Origin of the sequence: Microcoleus sp. Pol8_D6, from assembly GCF_036700965.1 — a bacterium.
GTDB lineage: Bacteria > Cyanobacteriota > Cyanobacteriia > Cyanobacteriales > Microcoleaceae > Microcoleus.
In genome coordinates this window covers 1-22,286 of the sequence record NZ_JAUBPW010000012.1, presented here as the reverse complement: position 1 = coordinate 22,286, position 22,286 = coordinate 1, and the positions used below count along the sequence as shown (strand labels likewise).

The 22,286-nt window shown below is 47.0% G+C and carries 18 protein-coding genes; 10 read left to right on the top strand and 8 right to left on the bottom strand.

From position 1 onward, the window contains the following. Positions 1 to 241: 241 nt before the first annotated feature. The gene (gene gyrB / locus QUA10_RS07275; protein WP_333039081.1) at positions 242 to 2,182 is read right to left on the bottom strand and encodes a DNA topoisomerase (ATP-hydrolyzing) subunit B; all 1,941 of its coding nucleotides are present in this window, start codon (positions 2,180 to 2,182) and stop codon (positions 242 to 244) included. A 258-nt stretch (positions 2,183 to 2,440) separates the two neighbouring features. On the opposite strand from gyrB, the gene miaA reads away from it, so the two are divergent. Beyond that, positions 2,441 to 3,343, top strand: a complete 903-nt coding sequence (gene miaA / locus QUA10_RS07270; protein WP_333082006.1) for a tRNA (adenosine(37)-N6)-dimethylallyltransferase MiaA — start codon at positions 2,441 to 2,443, stop codon at positions 3,341 to 3,343. 110 nt (positions 3,344 to 3,453) lie between these two features. Here miaA and QUA10_RS07265 read toward each other — a convergent pair whose 3' ends face one another. Further along, the gene (locus QUA10_RS07265; RefSeq protein WP_333082005.1) at positions 3,454 to 4,119 is read right to left on the bottom strand and encodes a Uma2 family endonuclease; all 666 of its coding nucleotides are present in this window, start codon (positions 4,117 to 4,119) and stop codon (positions 3,454 to 3,456) included. Positions 4,120 to 4,381: 262 nt separating this feature from the next. After that, positions 4,382 to 5,365: a protein-methionine-sulfoxide reductase catalytic subunit MsrP gene (gene msrP / locus QUA10_RS07260; RefSeq protein ID WP_333082004.1), complete on the bottom strand. Its 984-nt coding sequence runs from the start codon at positions 5,363 to 5,365 to the stop codon at positions 4,382 to 4,384. Between the two features lie 512 nt (positions 5,366 to 5,877). On the opposite strand from msrP, the gene QUA10_RS07255 reads away from it, so the two are divergent. Continuing rightward, positions 5,878 to 7,932 carry a serine/threonine-protein kinase gene (locus QUA10_RS07255; protein WP_333082002.1) on the top strand — a complete coding sequence of 685 codons (2,055 nt, stop codon included), beginning with the start codon at positions 5,878 to 5,880 and terminating at the stop codon, positions 7,930 to 7,932. Here the strand turns inward: QUA10_RS07255 and QUA10_RS07250 are convergent. After that, the gene (locus tag QUA10_RS07250) at positions 7,907 to 8,086 is read right to left on the bottom strand and encodes a hypothetical protein (protein WP_333082001.1); all 180 of its coding nucleotides are present in this window, start codon (positions 8,084 to 8,086) and stop codon (positions 7,907 to 7,909) included. The two genes, QUA10_RS07255 and QUA10_RS07250, sit on opposite strands and share 26 nt — an antisense overlap. Before the next feature lie 244 nt (positions 8,087 to 8,330). On the opposite strand from QUA10_RS07250, the gene QUA10_RS07245 reads away from it, so the two are divergent. The 3 genes from QUA10_RS07245 to QUA10_RS07235 all read left to right on the top strand — a co-directional run bounded on the left by QUA10_RS07245 (position 8,331) and on the right by QUA10_RS07235 (position 10,243). Next, positions 8,331 to 8,915, top strand: coding sequence for a tetratricopeptide repeat protein (locus tag QUA10_RS07245; protein WP_333082000.1), 585 nt, complete (start codon positions 8,331 to 8,333; stop codon positions 8,913 to 8,915). 40 nt (positions 8,916 to 8,955) lie between these two features. Further along, complete coding sequence (locus tag QUA10_RS07240) at positions 8,956 to 9,864, top strand: hypothetical protein (RefSeq protein WP_333081999.1); 909 nt, start codon at positions 8,956 to 8,958, stop codon at positions 9,862 to 9,864. Positions 9,865 to 9,949: 85 nt separating this feature from the next. Continuing rightward, the gene (locus tag QUA10_RS07235; RefSeq protein ID WP_333081998.1) at positions 9,950 to 10,243 is read left to right on the top strand and encodes a DUF3288 family protein; all 294 of its coding nucleotides are present in this window, start codon (positions 9,950 to 9,952) and stop codon (positions 10,241 to 10,243) included. Positions 10,244 to 10,309: 66 nt separating this feature from the next. Here the strand turns inward: QUA10_RS07235 and secA are convergent, their stop codons facing one another. Further along, complete coding sequence (gene secA, locus QUA10_RS07230; protein ID WP_333081997.1) at positions 10,310 to 13,126, bottom strand: preprotein translocase subunit SecA; 2,817 nt, start codon at positions 13,124 to 13,126, stop codon at positions 10,310 to 10,312. Between the two features lie 399 nt (positions 13,127 to 13,525). Further along, complete coding sequence (locus QUA10_RS07225) at positions 13,526 to 14,470, bottom strand: ribonuclease Z (RefSeq protein WP_333081996.1); 945 nt, start codon at positions 14,468 to 14,470, stop codon at positions 13,526 to 13,528. Positions 14,471 to 14,739: 269 nt separating this feature from the next. On the opposite strand from QUA10_RS07225, the gene QUA10_RS07220 reads away from it, so the two are divergent. Continuing rightward, positions 14,740 to 15,915: a SpoIID/LytB domain-containing protein gene (locus tag QUA10_RS07220; RefSeq protein ID WP_333081995.1), complete on the top strand. Its 1,176-nt coding sequence runs from the start codon at positions 14,740 to 14,742 to the stop codon at positions 15,913 to 15,915. A 182-nt stretch (positions 15,916 to 16,097) separates the two neighbouring features. Continuing rightward, complete coding sequence (locus QUA10_RS07215) at positions 16,098 to 16,322, top strand: hypothetical protein (RefSeq protein WP_015174403.1); 225 nt, start codon at positions 16,098 to 16,100, stop codon at positions 16,320 to 16,322. A gap of 191 nt (positions 16,323 to 16,513) precedes the next feature. Here QUA10_RS07215 and QUA10_RS07210 read toward each other — a convergent pair whose 3' ends face one another. Then, a complete protein-coding gene (locus QUA10_RS07210; RefSeq protein WP_333081994.1) occupies positions 16,514 to 17,827 on the bottom strand; it encodes a hypothetical protein in 1,314 nt (437 codons plus the stop codon). Positions 17,828 to 18,457: 630 nt separating this feature from the next. Between QUA10_RS07210 and QUA10_RS07205 the strand changes: the two genes are divergently transcribed. From QUA10_RS07205 to QUA10_RS07195, 3 genes are all read left to right on the top strand, one after another. Beyond that, positions 18,458 to 18,979: a photosystem I assembly protein Ycf3 gene (locus QUA10_RS07205; protein ID WP_333039118.1), complete on the top strand. Its 522-nt coding sequence runs from the start codon at positions 18,458 to 18,460 to the stop codon at positions 18,977 to 18,979. A gap of 141 nt (positions 18,980 to 19,120) precedes the next feature. Beyond that, positions 19,121 to 19,402, top strand: a complete 282-nt coding sequence (gene gatC, locus QUA10_RS07200; protein ID WP_333081993.1) for an Asp-tRNA(Asn)/Glu-tRNA(Gln) amidotransferase subunit GatC — start codon at positions 19,121 to 19,123, stop codon at positions 19,400 to 19,402. Positions 19,403 to 19,451: 49 nt separating this feature from the next. Beyond that, positions 19,452 to 20,168 carry a TrkA family potassium uptake protein gene (locus QUA10_RS07195; protein WP_333081992.1) on the top strand — a complete coding sequence of 239 codons (717 nt, stop codon included), beginning with the start codon at positions 19,452 to 19,454 and terminating at the stop codon, positions 20,166 to 20,168. On the opposite strand, the gene QUA10_RS07190 is transcribed toward QUA10_RS07195, so the two are convergent. Then, the gene (locus QUA10_RS07190) at positions 20,125 to 21,708 is read right to left on the bottom strand and encodes a sodium:proton antiporter (protein ID WP_333081991.1); all 1,584 of its coding nucleotides are present in this window, start codon (positions 21,706 to 21,708) and stop codon (positions 20,125 to 20,127) included. The genes QUA10_RS07195 and QUA10_RS07190 overlap by 44 nt on opposite strands. Positions 21,709 to 22,286 lie beyond the last annotated feature (578 nt).

The window sequence follows — 22,286 nt, the reverse complement described above, 5'->3', positions numbered from 1 at the left end:
TGTCCAACCTTCTATTTTTGTGGTAGCTGATGGATGCGCCAAAAATCTAAAAATTACCTAAGTGTTTACCTTAGATCGATTTGATGAGAGATTGTATTAATTTTTATAACAAAACCTAGAAACATCAAACGGCCCTGATGCCCGATCGCCCGAAAGGGCAGAAGGCATCAGGGCCGCAAAAGTTTAGTCATTAGTCCTCAGCTATTAGCTGTTAGTTAACGACTGACGACTAATGATTAATTTAGATGTCCAAGTCGAGGAGGTTGAGTTTGGGGCCGTAGGTTTCGATGAATTCGCGGCGGGGGGCGACACGATCGCCCATTAAGATCGTAAAGATGCGATCGGCCTCAGCAGCGTCTTCAATCTCCACCCGTTTCAGCGTCCGAGTTTCTGGGTTCATCGTCGTATCCCACAACTGTGTCGGCATCATTTCACCCAAACCTTTGAACCGCTGAATGGTGTAATTAGCATTCGCCGGAAATTCATTGCGGATGAGATTGTTCATTTCGCGATCGCTGTAACAGTAGTAATGATTGCGTCCCCGTTCCACTTTATAGAGAGGAGGACAAGCAATATAGATGTAACCTTGGTCTACAAGTGCGCGCTGATAGCGGTAGAAGAAAGTCAGCAACAGCGTGCGGATGTGAGCACCATCTACGTCAGCGTCAGTCATAATTACGATGTGGTGATACCGCAATTGACCCGGATCGAATTCTTCGCCTTTGATGCCCAAACCCAGGGCTGTAATTAACGATTGAATTTCGTTATTTTTGTAGATTTTGGCGTCGTCGGTTTTCTCAATGTTGAGAATTTTACCGCGCAAAGGCAGGATTGCTTGGAATTGGCGATCGCGCCCTTGTTTTGCCGATCCGCCTGCAGAATCCCCCTCCACCAGGTATATCTCAGACAGGGCGGGGTCTCTGGAACTACAGTCCGCTAATTTTCCAGGCAAAGGAGACGATTCTAAGACTGATTTTCGGCGCACTAAATCGCGGGCACGGCGGGCGGCTTCAGCAGCCTTAAATGCCTGAATAGCTTTTTCTAAAATAGCGTCAGCTACTTGGGGGCGAAACTCCAAATATTCTGTTAATACTTCGCCTACTAAGGAATCGACAATTCCCCGAACTTCTGTATTTCCCAACTTAGTTTTAGTTTGGCCTTCAAATTCCGGGTCTGGGACTTTGACCGAAATGACTGCTGTCAAACCTTCGCGAACATTTTCGCCGGCGAGGTTGGGCTCGTTTTCTTTGATTTTGTTGCGCTTGCGGGCGATCGAATTCATCGTCCGCGTCAAAACAGCCTTCAAACCTTCTAAGTGTGTGCCACCGTCGATCGTCCGAATGTTGTTAGCAAAACCTAGAACGTTGTCACTAAAAGCATCAACGCACCACTGCAAAGCCACTTCTATCTGCACGTTGTTGCGTTCTCCTTGCACGTAGATCACTTCTTCGTGCAGAGGCTGCTTTTCGCGGTTCATGTAGGCGATATATTCCTTAATTCCGCCCTCATAACAGTATGTTTCGACGCGAGGTTCGCTACTTTTAAGCAGTTCCAAACGGTGGTCGCTAAACGTAATTCTCACGCCCGCATTCAAGTAACCCAATTCTCGCAAGCGCCCGGCGAGTATAGTGTAATCAAATTCAATGCCAGTGCTAAATATTTGAGTATCTGGCAAGAAAGAAACTGAAGTGCCGGTGCGAGTACCTTTGTTGGGCTTGGCAGTAAGTTCAGTAACTGGATTGCCTCTTTCGTAGCGCTGTAAATGTTCTTTTTGGTCGCGCCAAACTGTCACTTCTACCCACTCGGACAGCGCGTTAACAACAGAAATACCTACACCGTGCAATCCTCCAGAAACCTTGTAGCCACCACCGCCAAATTTACCCCCGGCGTGAAGTACAGTCATTACTGTTTCTATTCCTGATTTGCCAGTCTTGGCAACGATGCCGGTGGGAATGCCCCGGCCGTCGTCTGTCACGGTAACGGAACCGTCGGCGTTGATGTCAATCTCGATGTGAGTGCAGTGGCCAGCCAGCGCCTCATCTATGGAATTGTCCACAACCTCGTAAACTAGATGGTGGAGTCCTCGCGGCCCGGTGGTACCGATGTACATCCCCGGTCGTTTACGGACTGCTTCGAGACCTTCGAGAACTTGAATCTGGTCGGCGCTGTAGCTGCTGGTCATACAAAAATAGCTCCAATAATGAGGCCTAAAGCCCCGAAAGCTTCTAAAATGGGAAAACTCCTAAAATTATAGCACAAAACCGTTAAAGGCGATGCTAGGGCTTTCTGAAGGGAAATTTATTGGGGGGACGGAGGGGAATAGTTTTGAGATTGCTGGAGGACTGCCCTGGTTGATCGCCGTGAATCAGTGGATGGAGAGAGGCGAAAGCATGGAGAGGAGAGGATTTGAGAGTTTTTATAGGGAAATGTGCGACAGCTTATGCCTAAATTAATTACGATTTGCGGAGCGACGGCGACGGGGAAGTCGGGAGTGGCTTTGGCTTTGGCGGGGCGACTGCAATCCTCGATCCTGAGTGCGGACTCCCGTCAAGTGTACCGCGAATTTGACATCGGAACCGCAAAACCGACGGCGGTCGATCGCACTTCTGTACCGCATCACTTAATTGACATCTGCGATCCGACGGAAACGCTGACACTAGCAGAGTACCAGCAACAAGCTCAAAATTTAATTGCTGCTGTCGATTTTCCCCTGTCTCCTCCTCTGTTGTTGGTGGGAGGGACGGGCTTATATATTAAATCGATCGTGCGCGGTTTAAAAATTCCGAGGGTAGGGCCGATGCCCGAATTGCGATCGCAACTTGCCGAACTCGGACAATCTCAATGTTACGCGATGTTGCAGCAGGTCGATCGGTCTGCGGCTGAGAAAATTCACCTCAATGATCCAGTAAGAACTTTAAGGGCACTGGAAGTATGTTATGTCACCGGTCGCCCTATTTCGGAACAGCAGGGCGAAAATCCTCCCAATTATCCTATTTTACAAATTGGGTTGGATTGCGCGATCGATGTTTTGGTCGATCGTATCAAACAGCGCACCGAACAAATGCTAGAATGCGGTTGGATTGCTGAAGTAGAATATTTGTGTAAAAAATACGGCTGCGACTTGCCACTCTTGAACACGCTGGGCTATCAGGAAATGAAACAATATTTGGCTGGCGACATTAAGCTTGAAGAAGCCAAAGAATTAACAATTTTGCACACGCGGCAATTTGCGAAGAGGCAGCGGACTTGGTTTCGGGCCTATCCTGAAATTGAATGGTTTGATGTTAGCACACCAGATTTAGTGGAGCGAGTTTGGCAGAGAGTGCAGGAGTTTGTCAATTGATTTTATATCGAGATTAAATATTTTATTAACCGCAGATGAACGCTAATTAACGCTGATGTAATTTAAATTGACTTGCTAGTTTTTCAACTACAGCAATTCGGATTTTTGCGTTAACTTTGACTCGGTAAGATTTCTCTAATTCTCTGCCGAAATAAACGCACAGCCGCCCGCTGTCCGACTGTTCTGCTTTGTTCGATGAAACCGGGAATTTCGGCAACGGGTAAAAAGGGGAAAGCTAAACTGCGATCGCATATTTCATATTTTCCCTCGACAAGTTGATAAACTTGCAGAGATTCCCGCCGATACCTCCAAAGTTCGGGAACACCAAGAGCAGCATATATGGAATCTTTATTAACTGAAGAATTCGTGTAATCCGACTCTATTGCTAAATCCGGCGGCAAATCCTCTGGGAGGTTGATATCTCTTTTACCTCTGACGCTGGCTTCATTTTGAATGTAGAAACAAGTATCAGGTTCGACAGCACGAGTTAAATCTTCCCGTTCGAGAGTCAGAGAACCAGCTTTCATCACTTCGATTTCTAGCTCGTCTGCTGTAGCTTCAATAAAGCTTTCTATCAGTCCTTTCGGAACTTCATGTTCTAGATGTGGCATCCTGATTTCTAATACTCCTCCATCGTAAGCAATTCTCCAAGCTCTATCGTCCCCAACATCTGCCAGCAATGCTTTAAAAGTTGACCAACTGACACCTTTTAAAATAACTCGGTTTTCTGCTGGGGTAGTTTGCTGCTCGATGGGAGTTGATGTTGTTGTTACCATTTAACAATTCCTTGGTAGCTTCATCAATTTTTATTGTAGTCGATCTCCTGCAAAATCAAGGTAAAATTTACAAACAAAGTGCAGGTATAGGGTAGTGATAGGGCATTGCCGTGTCCTGTATTTCATTTTGCTGAACCGAAAAAAAATCTTTTTTTTTATTAACCGCAGAGAACGCAGAGGGCGCAGAGAAAGAGAAAAGAGATAAATTAATAATTTGAGAAGCAGAAAAGCCTGTTTCTCAAATTACATCTCGCGTAGTTAATTAACTGTACAAACTCGCTACATATTCGCCGTAACCGTTATAGGGCAAAGTTGGGCGTGTTTCCCACGACCAACTGTTACCGGGGCCGACTATCCGTTCGCTGGCCTGCGACCATCTGGGGTGCGGCTTGTCGGGTTCGACATTTGCTTCAAAAGCGTATTCGTTGGAACCGATTGTATTCCAAAAAGTGGCGGGCTGTTTTTCGACAAATTCAATTTTGACGATCGACTTTGCGCCCTTAAAACCGTATTTCCAAGGAATCACTTGCCGCAGTGGCGCACCATTTTGCTTAGGTAGCCTTCGGCCATACAAGCCTGTGGCAAAAAATGCTAAATCGTTCGCCATTTCTTCAATTCGCAGACCTTCGGTATAAGGCCAAGGATAAAATTGCGACATCAAACCGGGGCCGGGAGTTATTTTGGGGTCGTAAAATGAGGTGAAGCGAACGAATTTAGCCTTCGATTGCGGTTCGACATCAGCCATCAGTAATTTCATGGGAAATCCGACCCAAGGAACTACCATCGCCCAGGCTTCTACACAGCGAAATCGATAAACTCGTTCTTCGATAGGAAATTTTTTGTAGAGGTCGTCAATATCATAAGTACGGGGATTTTTTACTAAACCGCCTACTTCTACTTTCCAGTTTTCTGTTGGCAAAGCTTGAGCGGCTTGCCAAATAGATTTTGTGCCGCCGTATTCGTAAAAATTGTTGTATTTTGTAGCTAAGCCTTCGTCGGTAATCGCTCGATCGACTTTCGCAAAGTCGGGATTCCGGCTCAATCCCGCATATGCTTGGGTTGAGCTTTGATCCAGAGCATTTTTTGAGCTAGGATTGCTTTGGCAGCCAGTCAGTGGCAGCAGCGAAGCAGTCACACCGGCGCCAATTAAATTTGTCATGAAGCGGCGGCGGTTGAGAAAGGCTGTTTCTGGGGTAATTTGGGGTTCGAGAATTTCCCAAGGTTTGGGAACGCGAATTAACGGCATAAGTAATAGTTAAAAGTTAGTAGTTAGTTTGAAAAAAATTGCCTGAGTTTTAACCGGTTAGTCGATTTGAGATGGGAGATTTGAACTTTTAGATTCACTCCATAGAACAAAGAATCGCGGATATTTGGCAAGCTCTCGCGATTGATTTGGTGCGATCGCACTGCAAGTATTCGCTATGACAGTATAGCTTAATTCGGTAACAACTGAGATATTGCACCATTCTAAAGAACAGGCTTTCCGGCCTGTGAAGCGAAGAATGATTTTCTTGTGGGGAGTAGGGGTTGGGCAGGAGATGCCGCCCGTACGATCGACCTATTAAACCTCGCTCGCAGGAAAGTCAGCAATTATTTACGCGCGATCGACCCAAGCAATTGTGGCGAAAATCTGGGAAACAATTATCATAAAGCAAAGATTCCAATTATTGAATTTGTCCATAGGAAGCGGCACGCACCGCCCCGCTTTCCTCCCCCACCAGCAAGAATGTCGGACGGGGGTCTCCAGCGGAAAGACAAATGAGTTACTGCACCAATCCCAATTGCCAGAATCCCCAAAATCTCGATCGCGCGACAGTCTGCAAAAGTTGCGAGTCGAATTTGCTGCTAAAAGGTCGCTACCGAGTCTTTCACACCCTCGGTCAAAGTCTCACTTGTCGCACCTTCTTAGCAGTCGATGAAGACCAACCTTCGCAACCCCGCTGCGTCATTCAACAGTTCTGCGGCTCAGCAGCAGCCGCAGACGGTGGCACACAGCAAAACCGGACATTTCGCGGCTCGGCGTCAGTTCTCGACGAGTTGGGGAAACATCCCCAAATACCAAAGCTGCTGGCATCTTTTGAAGTCGAAGGCTGCCAGTATTTAGTGCAAGAATACATCGAAGGCCGTAATTTAGCCGATCGGCTTTCAGAAAAAGGTGTTGTTAAAGAAATTCAAATTTGGTATCTGCTGAGTGAATTGTTGCCAGTCCTGCAATTTGTTCACGAACATCAACTGATTCACGGAGATATCAAACCGTCCAATATTATTCACCGCAAAACTCCCCAAGCATCCCCAGCTTTGGCAGGGAAAGAGGATCTACATCCCCTGTCCCAAGAAAGTTCCTCTGGGCTAGTTTTAGTCGATTTCGGCGCGGCAATTCCGGCTAATAGCGGGCCGCTGAAAACAAAAACGGTGACAGGTTCTGCGGAATACGCGGCCCCGGAACAAATTAAAGGCCAAGCGATTAAGAGCAGCGACATCTACAGTTTGGGCGTCACTTGCATTCACTTGTTAACGGGAATGTCGCCCTTTGATTTGTTTGACATCAAATCCGAAAGTTGGGCCTGGAGACATTATTTGAAAGTACCAGTTTCGGCGCGACTCGGCCGCATTCTGGATAAAATGGTGCAGCGAGAACCATCAAAACGCTATCGCTCGACCGAGGCAATTCTCACAGACATGAAATATGGCCCGGCACCGGTAGACGTGATTCTCAGCAAACCCAAGTGGACTTTGGCTATGTGGGGAGGAACTGCGGTTGCCCTGCTGTCGGTAGTGCTGGGTGTTCGCTTGCCATCTCCTGCACCGCAGGCTTTCACTTCTTCCGAGCCTGTTTCTAGCATTCCCGAAATTCGGTTCAATCCGCCCCCGATGCAGGATTTCAACGGTGAGGCATTGCAGTCCCGACCCGCAGTGCGGACTCTGGCGGATCAAGACAAAAACCCGGTTTGGGCGGTAGCAGTAGCTCCCCAGGGCCGCGTAATCGTCAGCGGGAATAACGACGGCACAATTCACTTGCGGCACAAGCGTCATGGCAAGCTGCTCAAGGTTTTAGCAGGACATTTGGGGCCGGTGTGGTCGGTGGCAGTCAGTCCCGACGGCAGGACGATCGCCAGCGGTGGCGTTGACGGTACGATTAAATTGTGGAATTTCTATTCGGGCAAGTTAATTCGGACGTTGGACGGACACACAGACGGCGTGTTCTCGGTGGTTTTCAGTCCCGATAGCCAGACAGTGGCCAGTGTCGGTAAGGACAAAACTTTGAAGTTGTGGCAAGTCGAAAGCGGGGCCGAGTTGGAAACTCTCAAGCAGGTTTTTGACGAGGTGCAGTCGGTGGCTTTCAGCCCCGATCGAGAAACTTTGGCGATCGGCAGCAGCGACGGTAAGATCAACCTGTGGAACTGGCAGACTGGGGAATTGAAAGAAACTCTTTGGGGTCATTCCGAGGCGGTTTGGTCTCTGGCCATCAGCCCGGACGGTCAAACTCTCGCCAGCGGCAGTTGGGACAAGACGGTGAAGCTGTGGGATATCAGCGCAAATAATCACTCCGGGCAGCCCAACGGTTTTTTGCTGCGGACTTTGATCGGCCATTCCGACAAGGTTAAGTCCTTGACTTTCAGTCCCGACGGAGACAAACTCGCCAGCGCGGATTTGAGCGGGACTATCAAGCTGTGGCGCATGAGTTCCGGCGAAATCGCGGGCACGCTGAAGGGTCATTCTACCTGGGTGGATTTGGCTTTTAATCCTCAAGACAAAACTCTGATCAGTGGCAGTTTTGACGACACGATTAAGGTGTGGCGACTGTCTCCTTAATTTTTTCGATCGCCCGTTCAATTAATTTTTGAACAGCTAGGGCGATCGAACATTTAGCTAATTTATCTATCAACACTTCCGACAGTTTCCAGGCTGACGCATGGGTGTTAGAAACTCGGTTTCTAAGCTGTTGGTAATCAAAAACTGTCCGCACTGTTGCAGGACTTACGCACAGCCTCAATATATAGTGTTTTGTAGGGGCAAACCCCCCGTGGTTGCCCCATATAGTGTTTTGTAGGGCAAACCCCCCGTGGTTGCCCCATACCTGGAATGATTGCGTAAGTCCTATGTTGGTACAAAAACAAATTTAAAATATCAAATAGTCACAATATCCCTAGAAATCGCGGTTGCTAACTAACACTTGTGGTAAAGTAGTTTCGGCTGTTAAAGTAAAATCTATGACCGCAAATTCCGAGTTAGCAGAGCAGTATTTGTCAGCGGGCGATAGCCTTCAGAAATCAGGAAAACTTGAGGAGGCGATCGCTGAATATCAAAAATTACTAGCCATTCAAACGGAGAGTGCGATCGCACTTAACAAGATAGCTGAAATTTATTATACGCAACAGAAATATGTAGAGGCGATCGCATCCTGTTACCAAGCACTTCGCCAGCAACCCAATTTCGCCGCCGCCTACAAAACTCTCGGCAATATCTTGCAAGCCCAAGGTAAAATAGACGCCGCGATTCGCGCTTACTCCAAGGCGATCGAATTTGATCCTAATTTTGTCGAAGCCTATGTTAATTTGGGCAGTATGTTTTACAAACAAGGCCAGCTCGATGATGCCATAAGTTACTACCAAAAATCTATCGTTCTTCAACCAGATTTAGCAGTTGCTTATTGGAATTTAGGCAAAAGTTTGGAAGAGCAAGGTCGAATCAATGAAGGTTTATTTTATCAAAAAAAAGCTCTAAATTTACAGCCGGAGTTAGAAGCGAGAAGCAATTCAGTAAAAAGTAACACTTACCCAAAAGGAATGTTATAGTCAAAATAATTCAATCATTAACGATGCAAGCTGGATCAACATGGAAATTAGCCAGAATCCGCTCGAATTCCTAACGGCTAAAGTACAAGAAACTGTTGCCGATACCCAAAACTTAGCCAACGAAATCGCTGCTAAAGTTGAGGAAAATGCAACTGTATTAACGGCGTGGGTACAATCAGCGCCAAGTTCAATTGTTAGTGCAGGGGCGATCGCCACTCAAGAAGCTTTTAAAATAGCACATAACATCCGTTTTGAGAACCTGCCAACCACTCTGCAATCGAAATTTGCTAGGGCTGGAATGCGTGACGGCATCCGAAATGTGCAAGAAGCAGCAAAAGTATTTGAATCCATACCCGCCCAAATTCGTGCCCAAGGGCCAGAAGCAATTCGCAACTTCTGTCAAGATAAAGATTGGAGTCACATCCAAGCGCACGTCAATGGAGGCGGCAGCGAAGCTGCTAACGGAATTTTTGAACATTTTCGAGTGAATCGTTCTCGCGGTGGTGCAGACATGACTGCCGCAGAATTAGCAGTCGCTAAGCAAGTTTTAGCGGATGCAGCGTTTAAAGCAGCAGTTGCGGAAATAGTTGGGGCTGCAATGAAAGGGGCGATCGCCGCAGCAGTAATTGAGTTAGTATTTTCGATATTAGAAAACTCGTTATTGTGCGTTGAAGGCAAAATTACCCAGTCAGAGTTAGTCGAACAAGTCGCCACTGCCACCGCCAAAGCTGGCATTGCTGGTGGTGTTATTACTGGCATTCTGTTAACACTGTGCATGATATTTCCCCCCATTGCCGCGCTTTTAAGTGCCGCAGCGATGCCCTTGGCAGTTGCAGGTATTGGTTTTATGGGAATTCGCGCCTGGGAAATCTTTTGTCACGGCGATCGATTATTTGGTATTACTGAACAAACACAAAAATTTCTGGGAATGACTGAAGCGAAAACATAGTAAAACTTTAACTCTCATTAGATACCCGACTTCTTCAACAAGTCGGGCATCTAGGTATTCTAAATGATTGGGAAACATAAATAGTATGGATTCAGTCGAAAAAATTCAAGATCAGCAGCATCCGCAATACAAGCGCGATCGAGCCAGTGTCGATACTTTATTAGGAGGAGAAGCAACCGACTACAATTTATCGGAATTAGCAAGATTGATAATTCGCTACCGAGGCTTTCCCGGCGCTAGAGATATTCAATCGGACTTAAAAAAAGTCTTGCAAAAATGGAATTATACCGAAGAAAGTCTTTACGAACAAACCCGTAAAATTCACGCCACAGGTGAAGTTTACAGGAAACAAAAAAGCGATCAAGAAGATTGGGTCTAATCCCAAATCTGCAACTGGTTCCCAGCAAGAGTTTGGGAACCAGTTGCAGTCAACTGTTAACTATTTTCAAACCATCTCTGGTGAAACTTGCATTGCCGGCTGTGGCTGGAACTGGAACAGCGAATAAACCACATTGCGGCGGATATCCGTCATCATGTCCAAAAACAGCTCGTAACCTTCAGTTTTGTACTCGATTAACGGGTCTTTCTGGCCGTAACCACGCAGTCCTACAGACTCACGCAAAGCATCCATTTGTTGCAAGTGTTCCCGCCACAAAGTATCAATTTGCTGCAAAATAAAGAACCGTTCCGCATCTCGCATCAATTCGGCTCGGATTGCATTAACTTCCGCTTCTTTAATGTCGTAAGCATTGCGGACTTGTTCGTGCAGGAATGTTTTAATTTCCTCAACTGACAAATCTTCTAGCTGATCCGGTGTCATGTCAGCGAGCAGATAAACAAATTCCTTCACCTTGCTCACCAATTTGTCGAGTTCCCATTCTTCCGAAGGTAAATCGGGATTGATGTATGCTCCTACGATGTCGTCCATCGTCTGTTCGGCATACTTAATTACCTGTTCTTTGGAGTCCAAACCTTCTAATACTCGGCGACGTTCCGCATAGATTGCTCGACGCTGATTGTTCATCACTTCGTCGTATTCAAATACCTGCTTGCGGATGTCGTAATAGTAGGTTTCGACTTTTTTCTGAGCGCCTTCTAGGGAACGAGTCAGCATTCCAGATTCGATCGGCATATCTTCCTCAACACCGAAAGCCTTCATCAAACCGGCCACCCGTTCGCCACCGAAAATCCTAAGCAAATTGTCTTCCAAACTCAAGAAAAACCGCGTAGAACCAGGGTCTCCTTGGCGTCCCGCCCGGCCGCGCAACTGATTGTCGATCCGGCGCGATTCGTGGCGTTCGGTACCGATGACGTGCAAGCCTCCCAACTGCACGACTTCATCGTGTTCGGTGCTGGTAAAAGCATCGTATTCCCTGCGAGTTAAATTGTAAGCTTCCCGCAACTTTTGAATTACGGGGTCTTTTGTCGGCGCTTTTTCCGAAGCTATAGCCACGATATCATCGGCTTGCAATTCCGAGAGCGATCGCTCCCCGTACTCCTTCACCGCCAATTCCACCGCCGCTTTGAGCATTTGCTCGGCATCTTTCGATAGCTGCGTCGGGAAAATCTGCGCCGAAGCTTTCCAAGACTTTACCTTTTTCGCAGTTTGACCAAAACCTTGAGGTGCGGGGCGGCCACTAATACCAGGCACTTGCACCACAGAAAACCCCTCGTCATCCTCTGGTTGCACGATCCGGGGCATAAAATACTCCCGCAACTTGAGGCGCGCCATGTACTCAGAATTACCGCCCAAAATAATATCAGTACCGCGTCCCGCCATGTTGGTCGCGATCGTCACAGCGCCTTTTCGTCCGGCTTGAGCGATAATTTCCGACTCCCGCTCCACATTTTCCGGTTTAGCATTAAGCAAATTGTGAGGAATTTTCCGTTCCTGCAGCAGCCGCGACAGCAACTCCGACTTTTCCACACTCGTAGTACCCACCAGCACGGGCCGACCGATATCGTGCATTTCCCCGCATTCTTGGGCGATCGCATTCCACTTCCCAGCCTCCGCCTTGTAAACCATATCCGAAAGGTCAGTACGGCTGGTAATCCGGTTAGTGGGAATCAGCGTCACTTCCAGTTTGTAAATCTTCTCAAACTCGGTCTCTTCAGTCTTTGCCGTCCCCGTCATCCCCGACAGCTTCGGATAAAGCAAAAAGAAATTCTGATATGTAATCGTTGCCAGCGTCTGAGTTTCCGGCTGAATTTCCGCCCGTTCCTTCGCTTCGATCGCCTGGTGCAAACCGTCACTCCAGCGCCGTCCCGGCATCACCCGGCCGGTAAACTCATCGACAATCACGACTTCGCGATCGGGAGTAACGATGTAGTTAATATCCTTAATAAACAATTCCTTGGCCTTAATCGCATTAAAAATGTAATGCGCCCAAGGGTCAGCCGGGTCGTACAAATCCGTAACACCCAACAATCGCTCAGCTTCACCAAACCCTTCATCGGTCAATAGCACATTCCGAGCCTTTTCGTCAACCTCGTAATGTTCTTCATTTTCCTTTCTCAGAGCAGCAGCTACCTCAGCCGCCCGTATATACTTCTCACTGGGGCGTTCCACCTGGCCGGAAATAATTAAAGGCGTCCGTGCTTCATCAATCAGCACCGAGTCAACCTCGTCAATCACGCAGAAATTAAAAGGACGCTGCACTACATCTTCCATGACAGTAGCCATGTTGTCGCGCAAATAATCAAAGCCGACTTCGCTGTTAGTGGCGTAGGTAATATCGCAGCTATAATTTTTCTTGCGTTCCACCTGATCCATGCCCTGCTGAATCAGTCCCACAGTCAATCCCAGGAAGCGGTGCACTTGTCCCATCCATTCCGCGTCCCGTCTTGCGAGATAATCGTTGACGGTGATGATGTGTACGCCTTTGCCGTTGAGGGCGTTGAGGTAAGCCGGCAGCGTCGCCACGAGAGTTTTGCCCTCACCGGTTTTCATTTCGGCAATTTGGCCTTTGTGCAGGATAATGCCCCCGAGGAGTTGAACATCAAAGTGGCGCATTCCTAAAACCCGTTGTCCCGCTTCCCGCACCACTGCAAAAGCCTCCGGCAAGATTTCGTCTAGGATCTCTTTCTCTTCGTTGAGAGATTTAGCTTTTGCCAGACGTTCTTGAAACTCCGCCGTTTTGCCTCTGAGGCCGTCGTCTGAGAGTGCGCGGATGTCTTCTTCCAAAATATTGATATCAGCTACCCAAGGCTGAAATTTTCTCAGTTTGCGCGCGTTGGGATCGCCTAGCAGATTTTTAAACATGGCAGGAGAGGCAGATTTTTAATAATTTAGCTATTAGCTTTCAGGGTTACGGGCTGTAGTGTTAGCCACAACATATACCCTCCCCGATTGTAGCAACCATTGGGTCTGCTAAGCAGTCGAAGGCATCTTTGGGGGCGATCGACCGATTTGGGATTTTGGATTTTGGATTGAAGTTGGTGAAGGTGGGCCGCGAGTGCCACTCAGGTATATCTGCTGATTGACAATTCCAGGGGGTAACAGGCTTTCTGGCCTGTTCCACAAGAGATTAATGTTTTTGTAGGATTAATTTCCGCAACAGGCTTTCTGGCCTGTTCCACAAGAGGTTAATGTTTTTGTGGGGTGGGCATCTGGCCCCCCCCGATCGCCCTTATTGAAAATGCTGTAACATCTCAGGTCAGATTAACCCTCGTTTGAAATAGGCCGCGGCACTTCATAAGTCAAAAAGTCATAGGCCATTTTCGTATTCGGAAAAATAGCCTGCGCTTCCTTGAGCAAATCATCCAGGACGATCGCATTTCCGGGAGCATAACGCGGGCTAAAATGCGTCATAATTAACTGTTTCGCCCCAGCGATCAAAGCCACTTGAGCCGCCATTGTGGAAGTTGAATGCAGGCGATCAAATGCCATTTGAGCATCTTGATGAGCAAAAGTAGCTTCATGCACCAACAAATCAGCATCCTTCGCCAATTCCACGGCCCCGTCACAAAAAACCGTGTCAGTACAATAAACAAACTTGCGCCCGATTTGATCCGGGCCACAAAAATCAGTACCTTTAAACTGTCGCCCGTCCTCTAACTTTACGGTCTTTCCTTGTTTTAATTGACCGTAAACTGGCCCGGAAGGAATACCCACAGCTTTCGCTTTTTCAACATCAAAATGTCCCGCACGGTCTTTCTCAGTTACGCGATAACCAAAAGCAGTAACTCGGTGCTTCAAAGGACCGCAGCTAACAATATATTCGTCATCTTCATAGATGACTCCCTCGTGGATTTTGTGTACCTTAACCGGGTAAGAAAAATGAGTTTGAGAATAGCGAACACCAGCTTGCAAATATTCTTCAAGTCCCGGCGGTCCGTAAAGATCGATGCGCTTGACATTCCCGGCCAAACCGCAGCTAGCCAGCAAACCCATTAAGCCGAAAATATGGTCGCCGTGCAGGTGAGTGATGAAAATGCGGCTTAGTTGGCTGACTTTTAGGTCGCTGCGGAGAAACTGGTGCTGAGTTCCTTCGCCGCAGTCAAACAGCCAGAGTTCCGCTCGCTGGGGCAAGCGGAGGGCGATGCTGGAAACGTTGCGCGATCGCGTGGGTACGCCGGAGCTAGTTCCGAGAAATGTAATCTGCAAGAGTCAAATCACCTCAATTAAATCTTAAAAAATATGTTACATATATCCAGAGTGCGACAAATCCGACATATAGGAAATAGTCGCAGGCAGGAACCGGGATAAATCGCTGTTCCTGCGAACATCTCTTCGCTAAAATCATTTTTGACAAGCGCACAGAGCGATCCACCCAATTCTAACGTTTTGTTTCTTCCGTTCCCCTTCCTTTTTCCCTTGCCTTCCCTTCCCTTAAAAATTCTTAAAGTCATACAGCACAGGAGGAAAATTTTCAAATGCAGTCAGGAGTATTTTTTGGTTCCGTTTTTTCGACATTAAAAAAACGCTACTTTTGGATTTCACTGTTGTTTTGGCTGGCAATGGTAGCCCCAGCACAGGCCGCGCTGATCTTGCGAGTGGCGGTACAAGACGGGGCAACTCAGGTAAAAGTCGGCAGTTCTACTAAGGCTGCAATCCGCGACGGTAACGGGCGCAATTTGGGAGAACTGCCGGCAAACAGTTCTCAGTCAGCTCAATTTCGATCGGGAACAGTGGCAATTGGTCGCTGGGCCGCCAACCAAGTTTGGATCGAGCCCACGGGGAACGGTTATGTTTGGATTGGCGATCGTTGGTATCGGGGACGCACGCTTCTAGTTCCCCAAAAAGGAGGCTTGACTGCCATCAACTACATCGATATCGAACAATATCTCTACAGCGTTCTCGGCGCCGAGATGAGTGGCAATTGGCCTCAAGAGGCTTTGAAAGCCCAAGCAGTCGCCGCCCGTTCCTACGCTATCCACCAGCGAATGAAAAGCGAAACCGACCTTTACGACGTGGACAGCACTCAGTATTCCCAGGTTTACAAAGGATTGCAAACAGAATCTTCTGGCACTTATTCCGCAGTCGATGCAACCGCTGGTCAAGTTCTGGCCTACAACGGTCAGATAATTTTAGCCGCTTTCCACTCTGCGTCTGGGGGACATACTGAAAATGTCGAGGATGTTTGGACAGAACCTCTGCCTTACTTGCGTGCTGTTCCTGACTTTGACCAAGGGGCGCCGGTTTACCAATGGAAAGAAAATTTTTCTCGCGCTCAAATCAGCAGTAAGATTTCTGGCGTGGGCAATGTGATCTCGATGAAGCCAGAACGCACTACCGCTCACGGCAGCGTTTTGAGGATGAAAGTAGTTGGAGATGGCGGTTCTAGAGTCATGACTGGCGCAGATTTACGCCGGGTTTTAAATTTGAGGAGTACGCGGTTTACCGTGATTCCTCAGTATGCCGGCGGTGGGAACCCAAGGAACAGTGGCCAAGCTCCTACGGGTTTTCAAGTTGCTGGCAAAGGTTTCGGCCATGCTGTAGGAATGAGTCAGTGGGGGGCCTACAATTTGGCTAGACAAGGATACGGCTACCAGCAGATTTTGTTGCACTATTACCGAGGTGCTACTTTGGCTAGAATTGCAGTCCAGTAACTGCTGGGAATTGGGAATTGGGAATTGGGAATTGGGAATTGGGTCGAAAAGCATTGGTAATTGGGAATTGAGAAGTAGGGCGAAAAGCATTGGTTATTAGAGCCAACAACAAATAACCAATAACTACTAACTACTGCCAACTGCCAACTGCCAACTGCCAACTAACTACATTAAGGATTGCTATGCAAAAGTGGGAGTATTTATTTGTGGATGCGAATATGTATCCTTTTGGAAACAAGCTGATTAGTTTATATGTAAACGGTGAAGAACAGCGAGATTGGAAACAAGGCTCGCTGCATCTATTTGTCAATCATTTGGGGGAGGAGGGATGGGAACTTGTGGCTCTGGATCACGACTCTAAGTATGACCAAAATTGTTTAATTTTTAAACGCCCTAAGCTTATTTAATAAAACTTGGATTAGAAAAAATTATGACATCCCTAAAGATTGATATTTTCCATAATGCTTAGCCACGAGCTAAAAGCCCGTTCCCCAACAAAGATATTTTATTTTGGAACAGGCATCCTGTCTATTCTTGCAAAGGGTGCAAAATTTTAGCAACCTAACTTAACAACAAACAACGGTTTTTTTCATTAGTATTACAAGTTTTCGGATCGATCTATCCGGCGCTGCCATTCGGCATCTATTTTAGCTGACTGTTCTAGTTCTTGTTGGGTTAGTTCTGTTTCTGTTGTATAAGCTAAGTCTTCTCCTGTCAGAACGTTTTCTGCTGCAAATTCCTGAGCGTAGGCCAGTTTTTTGAGCAAGTTGGCATCGGGTTCGTTTAATAACATTGCTCGCTGCTGACGCTCTTGATTGCGGGATTCTATCCGGCTATTTTTCCACTGAATCCAGAAGTAGCGAATTAAAGGAATTGCGAGAAATCCGACGCCGTAAATCAGGATCATGGGATAGACAGCGCTGACAAAACCGATAAATCCACCGACGAGCAAATTATTAGTTAATAGATTCCCCAAAACTAACGCACCGACAAGATTGACGGCTCCTAACCCTGCTGCCAGCATGATTTGGCCGGAACTGGCGTTGCTGAAACGCCACAGCATTTCTCGCAAATAAGCTGCTACTGGTTCAGAATTTCTCTCGGTGGCTGTGGTTTGCAATTGCGGAAAATGGTAAATTATTTGCCCTTCGGGACTGACTTCGGGGCGGCCGTCAAAACGGGCGAGAGCCGGTAACATATATTCTTCGTATTCTCGGGCGTATCCTTGTCCGAGATTGTCTAGATATGGAGCAATTTGTTCGGCGGCGACGGCGCCTCGGTTGTTGCGAATTGCGGCGGCAATATCGCTCCATTTGCGCTCTTCTAGATTATTATTGGGGTTGCCGTCTCCAAATAGAAAGGAGAAAACTGCTTCTAGAAAACTCATCTGGGGTTTTTGGCCAGTTAAGCGCGATCGCTGCTGGTAGTATGGTTGGTCATGGTTCCAGTAAAATATCCAGATTAAGTCGTTCCAGAAGTAGGGAAAAAAGGAAAAGCCGCCACCTCTGCCGCCCCCGCCGCCACCTTCTCCTCCTCCTCCCCCGTTATTGTTATCGCCGCTGGAGAGTAAAATTGTGATAGCAACAAAAATTAAGAGGATAGAAGCTACCAGCACTATGCCGAAAGATATCCGAATCAGATAAAATAAAATAAGCCAGATTTTTTGCCACCATTCCTGCAACTGCAAGCGCCAGAATTTGTTTCGCAAAATATCTCGAAAGTTTTTGGGAAATAGGTAGGCAATGTCGCCGGATTCTGCTACTTGCAGGTTGCCGCCTGCTTCGGAGGCGAGGGTTAACAGTTCTCGCTGGGCAAAATTGACATCTAATCCAGCTTTTGCTGCCACGTCTCCAACCGTAACGCGGTAGCCAAGTTGTTCGACGGCTTGCATAATGGTGGGATTCGGAGCCATAGGTTTCTCTCTGTGAAAATTACCCGGTTATTTTTATTATATATTGCGGGAATTCGAGCTGGTTTTGCCGATCGCGTTTCTGATTTTTTTTGAGGCTGCCCTTGACTTTGGGGCAAAATATTGCTAGTGTTTTGCCGAATAACTTTTAAGTATGGGCTGAACTCGGATAGCTTAATAAAACTTTGTGATTGAATTTCTCCTCGGCAGGCTATTTGCTTGTTTGCTCTGAGGGTCAAGGAGGGGGATTGTGGGTACAGTTAGTAGGGTACGGTGCGCGATCGTCCGTTGGCGTTAGCTTTCGCGAGCCGAAGGAAAGCGCTCGAACAGGATCGCCCCTGCACTCTAAAGCAAAACTTTTCCCTTCGGCGCGGGTTTTTGTAAGTTTTGTTTAGAGTGCGAGAGAGAGGTTAAAGAAATCTAGTTTTTTTGCAAGTCTTGCAAGACTTATATAAAATAGATAGAGCTTGCGTGGGTGTTAAACCCAAGGGCGTGTTTTAAGGTTCGCAGGTGCGATCGACTAAACTTTTTAGCGCCCTCAACACAACGGGCCACTACAACAGTGGCGCAATTATTAATAGGAAAACTTTACAGGCTAATTTTTATGATTAGCCACTAACCAAAGAATCGCATATGCCAAGAACTCAACGCAACGATAACTTTATTGACAAAAGTTTCACGGTAATGGCTGATATCATCCTAAAGATTATGCCAGCCAAAAAGCAGGCGAAGGAAGCTTTTGCTTATTACCGGGATGGTATGTCAGCTCAAGCAGATGGCGAATATGCTGAAGCGCTGGACAATTATCATGAAGCGCTGAAGCTGGAGGAAGATCCTTACGATCGTAGTTATGTCTTGTACAATATGGGGCTGATCCATACTAGCAACGGCGAACACGATAAAGCTTTGGAATATTACAGCGAGGCTTTGGATCTCAATCCGAGAATGCCACAAGCACTGAATAATATTGCTGTGATTTACCACTATCAAGGGGAAAAGGAAAAGGAAGCGGGCAATATTGAAGGGGCGGAAGGGCTGTTTGATAAAGCTGCGGATTATTGGAAGGAGGCTATTCGCTTGGCCCCAAACAATTACATTGAAGTGCAAAATTGGCTGAAGACGACAGGCCGCTCGCAAATTGATGTGTATTTTTAACTAGGATGGACAGGGAATGGGGAATTAGTTATTTGTTCTATATTTGTTGTTTGTTATTGTTCTTAATAACTAATTCCCCATTCCCCATTCCCCATTCCCCATTCCCCATTCCCCATTCCCCATTCCCCATTCCCGATTTTTATGATTGACAGAGAAGAAGTTCGGAAAGTAGCGAATTTAGCGAGATTGGAATTAACGCCGGAAGAAGAAGACCAGTTTACTGGTCAACTTAACGGTATTTTGGATTATTTCGAGCAGTTGAGTGAACTAGATACGAGTAAGGTGCAGCCGACAACGCGGGCGATCGATGTTAGTAATGTAATGCGATCGGACGATTTGCAACCTTTTGCTAAGGGAGAAAGTATTTTGGAGGGAGCTCCCGATCGCGATGGGGAGTTTTTTAAAGTTCCTAAGATTATGTAGCTTTATAGTGATAAATCTGTAATGTTCATTCTTGGGATGACAGTCAGTCATGTACGTATTAATTGGTGGAGCAGGAATGATGGGGCTGGGTTTAGCCCAGCAGTTATTAAAACTCGGTCATACGGTTGCAATCATTGATCTCGACCCGCTTGCCTGTCGCTTTGCTCGTGAAAAAATCGGAGTGATGGCATTTGAAGGCAGTGCGGTGAGCACAACGGTTCTTCTGGAAGCGGGAATTAAACAAGCAAACGCAATCGTTGCATCACTCAGAGATGATGCACTGAATTTAGCGCTGATCACCCTATCAAGGAGCTATGGCATTTCCCATATTGTGGTGCGAATGCGCGATCGCGAATTCATGGAAGCCTATCGACTTGCCGGAGCCAGTCACATCATCAGCACTATTGATTTGGCAGTTGCATCAATGGCGAATGCGATTGAATACCCCCAAATCGAGTCGATGATGCACTTTGAACACGGGCAAGTCGAGGTACTAAAGCTGCCAGTTCCAGGCGATTGCAAGGTGGCAGGTCGCACCGTTGCTCAAATTGCTCAAGACCCTCGTTTTCCAACAGGTTCGCTGATTATTGGTTATCAATGCCATGCCTGCGCCAATCTGGAGATTCCGAACGGCAATACAGTTCTTGAAGCAGGCTCTACTATCTTGGTCGTCACCCGTCCAGAGCTAGTTCACCACATGATTGATTACCTCGGCATTCGGGCTAGTCATCTGCCAACGTTAGAAGTTTCTCATCCAAATCTTTGATGTAAGGATGAACCAGCTCTTCTGGAACAATTCGCTTGCGGAGGGCATCGCTAACGGCTCCTTTTTCTGCTAAAAGCAATCGCCGTCGAATCGTATCTAGCCCGCTGCGATCGCCCTGTACTTGCCCTGCCCGATGTTGATTGTAGAGATCGCGCAGCACTCGCTCAGAGTGTGCTACTCGTGCTTGATACGATGCCCATAACTCCTCGTAAACTGCCTTCGGCAACACGCCTGCTTTCAGCAAACTATCTAGCTCATCTTGAGCCGCTTTGGAAGCAATCAACTGAATCTGTAACTGCCCAGCTTCCTGCATTACATCAGAAACACGGCTAATTTTTAGTCGTTTTACTATCCACGGTAAACTTAATCCCTGTCCGACCAAAGAGAATAAAACTGCACCGAACACCAAGGCAATGATGTTATCCCGTCCTGGTAGGGTCAAGGGAATCGCAACAGCTAAGGCCATTGAGAGAGACCCTTTAATATTCCCTAAAACCAAAATGTGCTGCCAGCGTAGCGGAATGGGACGATCAAACCAACGCAGCGCCGCTAATAACAAATAGACCGAGAGAATCCGCCCCAGTTGATAGGCCAGAATGACCAATAAAATGGATGGCAAAATTCTCCACAGCGTCACCGGGTTAATTTCAATCCCAATCAGCAGGAAAATAAACGTATTGACGCCAAAACCAGCGTATTCCCAGAAACTCAGTAAGCTAATCCGATCCGAGGCAGACGAACTGCGAGGCAGCCCGAGGTTGCCAAAAACAAGTCCGGCGATGACCACCGCCACCGCGCCCGATACGCCTAAAAATTGTCCGATTTGGAACGTTCCCAATGCGAGAGCGACGGTTAGCAAAAGGCTACTCAACGGATCGTTTAAGCGAACAAATATCGGCAGGCTCAAGTAACCTAAAACACCCCCGACCAGTGCCCCACCTAAGGCAACCACGAGCAGTTCCTTCACGCCTTGTATAGGGGTGAGAGAGCCTGTCGCATAAATGACCAAAAGCAAATTAAATGAAATTAGAGCAGCCGCATCATTGAACAGAGTTTCTCCCTCAACAATGGTGGACAATCGAGAAGGCACACGGATCTCCTTAAAAACCGCGATCATCGAGACGGTATCAGTGTTTGCTAGAATGACTCCGATCAGCAACGCCGGAATCCAGTCTAGTCCTAGCCCAAATTTAACCAGAATAGCGATGATTGCTGAGGAAAAGATCGAGCCTGGACCCGCCAGCAGCGCGATCGGCTTAAAGGTACTGCGGAGACGGCTGATATCCGTATTGATAGATGCTTCAAAAATAAGAATGGGTAGAAAAAGATTTAATACTAAAGATGGGTCTAAACCAATTCGACGCGACAAAACCTCCGTAATCGGCAAGCCTGCTAACACTAAGCCCGTTACATAGGGAATTCGCAACCGTTGAGTTACGAGTGCCACAACAGTTGCAATCAGCAGCAGAATGATCAAGATGATGACCAATTCAGGAATGACTCCTGCCGTTTGGCTATTTGTAGCAGCCTCGCTGCCCAAGGGAGTTTGTTGCGCTACAATCGACTCTATCACCGATACTCCTCCCATAAACTCGTTTTCCTCAAAGAAATTAACAGATTAACTACCGTTTTAGTCTACAGGAGACGGTTCACTCTGTTGTAGGCGTAACTGCAATTTATGTGGTGTATTTGGATGAATGCTGAAGAAGCTGAAACGAGATTTATGGGTGGGCTCGGCGATCTGATCGTTTTTAAAGTGCAATTTTTTTGGTAGATCTGGATGATTTCCAAACCATTACAGGATGCTAATTGCTCTTAATTGTGCTGGTTTTTAAATTTTTTTTAACAGTCTCTTCTGAAGTGTTGCCGACCCGATCGCGGTTGCCGAATCGGCGGGTACTGGAAGTTGTCGATCCGTATGTCAGGAGTAAGAGAGCCATCGCCCAAAATCATCGACCGTCAAATTTTTAAGTTGTTTTAGACGTTCTGTTTCGCGGGACTAAAGTCCTCGAAGGTAATCCTCCTTTCTGACCTTGAATTTATACCAATTCTCCAAAATTATGCTACAGTATTTAGTGCCGATAGAATATAATCCCATCCCGTGATAGATGCGATTGT